The 3,913-nt window shown below is 37.8% G+C and carries 2 protein-coding genes and 2 pseudogenes; all 4 read right to left on the minus strand.

Going from position 1 to position 3,913, the window contains the following annotated elements; all coding sequences use genetic code 11:
* A pseudogene (locus ABRT01_RS17880) lies at positions 1-556 on the minus strand (hypothetical protein); the annotation flags it as partial.
* A gap of 23 nt (positions 557-579) precedes the next feature.
* Positions 580-1,629, minus strand: coding sequence for an IS630 family transposase (locus ABRT01_RS17885; RefSeq protein ID WP_367749093.1), 1,050 nt, complete (start codon positions 1,627-1,629; stop codon positions 580-582).
* A 39-nt stretch (positions 1,630-1,668) separates the two neighbouring features.
* Positions 1,669-2,046: pseudogene (locus ABRT01_RS18395) on the minus strand (IS110 family transposase); the annotation flags it as partial.
* Positions 2,047-3,113: 1,067 nt separating this feature from the next.
* A complete protein-coding gene (locus ABRT01_RS17900; protein ID WP_269410527.1) occupies positions 3,114-3,605 on the minus strand; it encodes a hypothetical protein in 492 nt (163 codons plus the stop codon).
* Positions 3,606-3,913: the final 308 nt, after the last annotated feature.

The raw sequence follows: 3,913 nt of genomic DNA on the forward strand, positions 1-3,913 counted from the left end.
TCGACTCACCTGGATTCTCAAAAAAATCACTTACAGCTTCTTTTCCACTACTCCACCACTCATTTATTTTCTGACCTGCTTTATCTAACCCAGTCTGGATACCAAATATATTATTATCGTATAAATATTCAAAGGTAAATGTTGCAACAAAGCTTACATCTATACCTGCGGCTGCAGCCCAACCAACTGGACTAGCACCCAACACTGCAGCATAAGCAGTAGTTCCATAACTAGCTAAACTTCCTCCTAAACTTGCTAGATTATGGGTCAAGGCTTCTCCTACTGTCTTACCATTGTCTCTATCGCCTTGATAGCCAAGATAGGCTCCCAGACCCGTAAGTGCCCAACCTCCCCATTTTACATAATCGGCATACTTATAAAACCCCTTTGATTGACTCAACACATCTTTTATTGCCTTAGAAGATTTCGGATCCGGTATATTTACAGCAGACCTTATTTCATCCTCATGTTTTATCAAATATTCAGCTATCTCTTTTTGATTATATCCTAATTTTTCGAGGAAAGTTTTTAAAGATCCTCTTGCTGCACTTGGCACACTATATAAATGGTATTAAATATTTATAACTTTGAACACAGCCGTTTTCTTACAGTTTCTAAGACTTTTTGGATATTCATCATAAATTCCTGTACCGCATTACGAATTTCATCAACCGTTGAATAAAAAACATTATGGATCACAGACTTTTTTAACCATCCCCAAAGTCCCTCAATGAGGTTTAATTGGGGGTTGTAGGGCGGAAGAAACATCAGCTGTAACTCTGGATGATCTTCCAAAAATGGTTGGATTAGCTTGGCATGATGGATTTTGGCGTTGTCCAGTACCATGACAATATTCTGGTTCGGATATTTTTCGACAACCTGCTTTAAAAAATCCAAAAAGACTTTAGCGTTATAGCGCTCTCTTTCAATACAAAAGGTTTCACCAGATTCATAATCCAGTGCACCAATTAATTTGACGCCATGATGTTTGCCGTAAGTTGGGACAATTTTTTGTCGACCTTTGGGAAACCATGTACAAGACAATGCCTGGTAGTCTCGGATCATACTCTCATCCTGGAACAAAATTCGATCAATTTCACCGTTCCTCATTTTTTTAATGGTTTCAAATTCTTCCTTGAACGCCTTTTGTTTTTCAGGGTCCGCCTTTTCTAGTGTATTATAGGTGGGTTTAGTGTAGCTGAAGCCAAGACGATGAAGTAATGTGCGAACACCTCGGTCTGAATAAGAAACGCGAAAATTTTGCTCAACCCAATATCGAATCAAAAATGACGTCCAATTCATCTCTGCAGGAAATCCTACGTCTGCAGGTTTGCTTTCGACAATTAGTTGGTATAGTTCTTGTTCCTGTTCTTCCGTTAATCTGCTCGGTCGCCCGGGAGATTGTCCAGGAGTTAACCCTTTTAACCCGTCGTTGCGATAGTCACGAACATAGTGGCATACTGTTGGCACCGTACATCCAATAAGGTCGCCAATTTCTTGATAAGTGTTCCCTTTAAGGTGCATTAAAATGGCTTGATAACGTTTGAAAAGCCGCAAATCCTTTGTATTGTGCATCGCATCTTTAACTTCTTGAACGGCTGGGTTAAAATCAGCTTTGTGGATTTTCATTTTGTCTACCTCAAACATGTTTAAATTCCTTTAATTCCATTTATATAGCTGCGCAATAACACGCGCATCTTCGGTGTCGTTTTTCGTTGGTGAGTTATCATCGACCTCTTTTAACTTCTTCACGTGCATCGGATTAACCAATACAAAATCATAGTCTTTAGCAACTAGATAATGGCCAGGCTCAGCCAGTAATGCCCTGTTGGCTTCACTCCAAAAACGACATGACTTTTTCGTTATTTTTCTGGAGCTTGACAGTCCAATCTAGTAGTTGTTGAAAACCGTGTATGCGATGTCAAAGATCAGTCTTTTGCCAAATTCGTACCCTCTATCATCCTGTGCACGCGCCACATGTTTATCCTTGGCAATATCAATTCCTACAATGATTTGCGATATTTTGCGATTTTGATTATAATTCATTTTGCTCCTGGTATTTTTAATTTCGGAGTCGATGCGCATCAACATCCTGTACTATACCAAGAGGGCTTATTTTTGTTAACCTCAAATTTCTTCGTTACAGGAATGCTCGCTCTATGGCTTCCGAAAGCCCATTCCCATAAATACCTTCAAGTAATGTAAAGTCTTCCATTAGAAAATTACCCTCTTGCCAGTCCTCTCTTTTAATTGTAATGTTTTATAGACTAATAAGTTATCAAAATGAAGTGATTTTTCCTCGATATTCATTTAATAACATCCTTTCTATCGATTCCCATTGGTTTTAGGTTTCCGTACTTGTCATAATTAAAGCTATCGAAGCGGTATTTACAGTAAAGTGTTACGAGTTGTTCTGGAAGTACAAAAAGCATAGCATATAATACTAAGATACAAAGTGACAGCATGAATATTGTTTGTATATCCATTAAGCCGAACGTCCTAACCAGAAATTGAATAATAAATAGCAATCCAATGCTTCCAGTAATTATCATAGGAAGATAAGATTTGATGCCAGCCTCAGTCCTTGATCTTATTTCATCTTTTTTCGATCCTTCTCTATATTGACCTTTTTTTAATAAAATATAGAATCTAATACAGGTTATAATAAAAATCAATACTCCAAACGATAAAGTTATAAAGGTAAACGCTAAAAGTGACTCTCTTGTTACACTGTAATTTTTTCCTATATAAAACAGCGCCATTGTATAAGGCAATATCCCAAACAAATTTTGAGACACGAATATTGTTATTAAGTATTGAACCTTCTGTCTGTTTAAATAGACTTTCGGGATTGCGTAAATAATTGATAGTAATATGAATATTATCGTGGTAACCAAATGGAATTTGAACATTGCTTCTTTATTCGGAAATTTCGAATCACCCCCGGCTGCAACGTATGCCAAAAAAACATTAGAGCTTGAAGGAAAATTGATAAAATAAGCACGGATCCTAACGCCCCTGGCCTTTGCCTTCCTGATTCAAATGAACCTCGTAAAACTTTAAAATCATCCTCTTTTAATCTACTTAGCATATTTATATCTTTCCCCAATCTATCAACTGAACCATCCTTTTATTTTATGGAGCGCACCTTTTGCTCGATCCGTGATTGGATCCGTGATTGATTTTTTTGGGCCATTACCAAATGAAAATTTAAATTCCTTAATCCCCCAATTAGCTATCATTCCAACTTCAACCCCTATAGCTGTTCCAACACCCGGAATAAGTATAAGTGCTGTACCGGCAGCTGTAAATCCTGCATGAACTGCCCTACCCACCGCTGTATCAACTGCAGTACCAACAGTTATCCGCGAAGCAGCCTCACCTGTGCTTAATCCCTCGTCTTTGTCATCATGGTAATTACTATAATAATTTAACCCAGCACCAAATATACCAAGTGATTTTGAGGCTCCCTTATCCATATTGAGAATACCGCCACTTTTAACATTAACTGTGTCTTTCAAACTATCTCCTGCTCCTTTTACAGTTGCTTTCGCTATGGTTTTTGCTTTATCCCAATTTGTTGCTTTGTCGTTCCAATATTTCATCCCCTGATGTTTGCCAGTAACGTCTGTCCCTGTCTTGGAATAAACCTGTTTTCCCGTTTTTTATCGTAATAGTTAATTGCAGTTTTGGATGGCTTTCCGCCTTTTCGCTGCTTATTAAGGTTTCTTACAGCATTGTGGAAGTGGAGAGCTTTTTAATTATTTTTTTCGCCTTAGTGGTTTCATATAAATATAGCCTAGAAAAACAGTAGTTCCCAAACAACCCATAATTAACGGTTTTATACTAACTCAACTTTCGCAGCCCAAACTAGGCAGGTATACCTTGATATAGTTAGGTAATCCCGCAAACC

This window comes from Lentibacillus sp. L22, assembly GCF_040812445.1.
GTDB lineage: Bacteria > Bacillota > Bacilli > Bacillales > Amphibacillaceae > Lentibacillus_C > Lentibacillus_C daqui.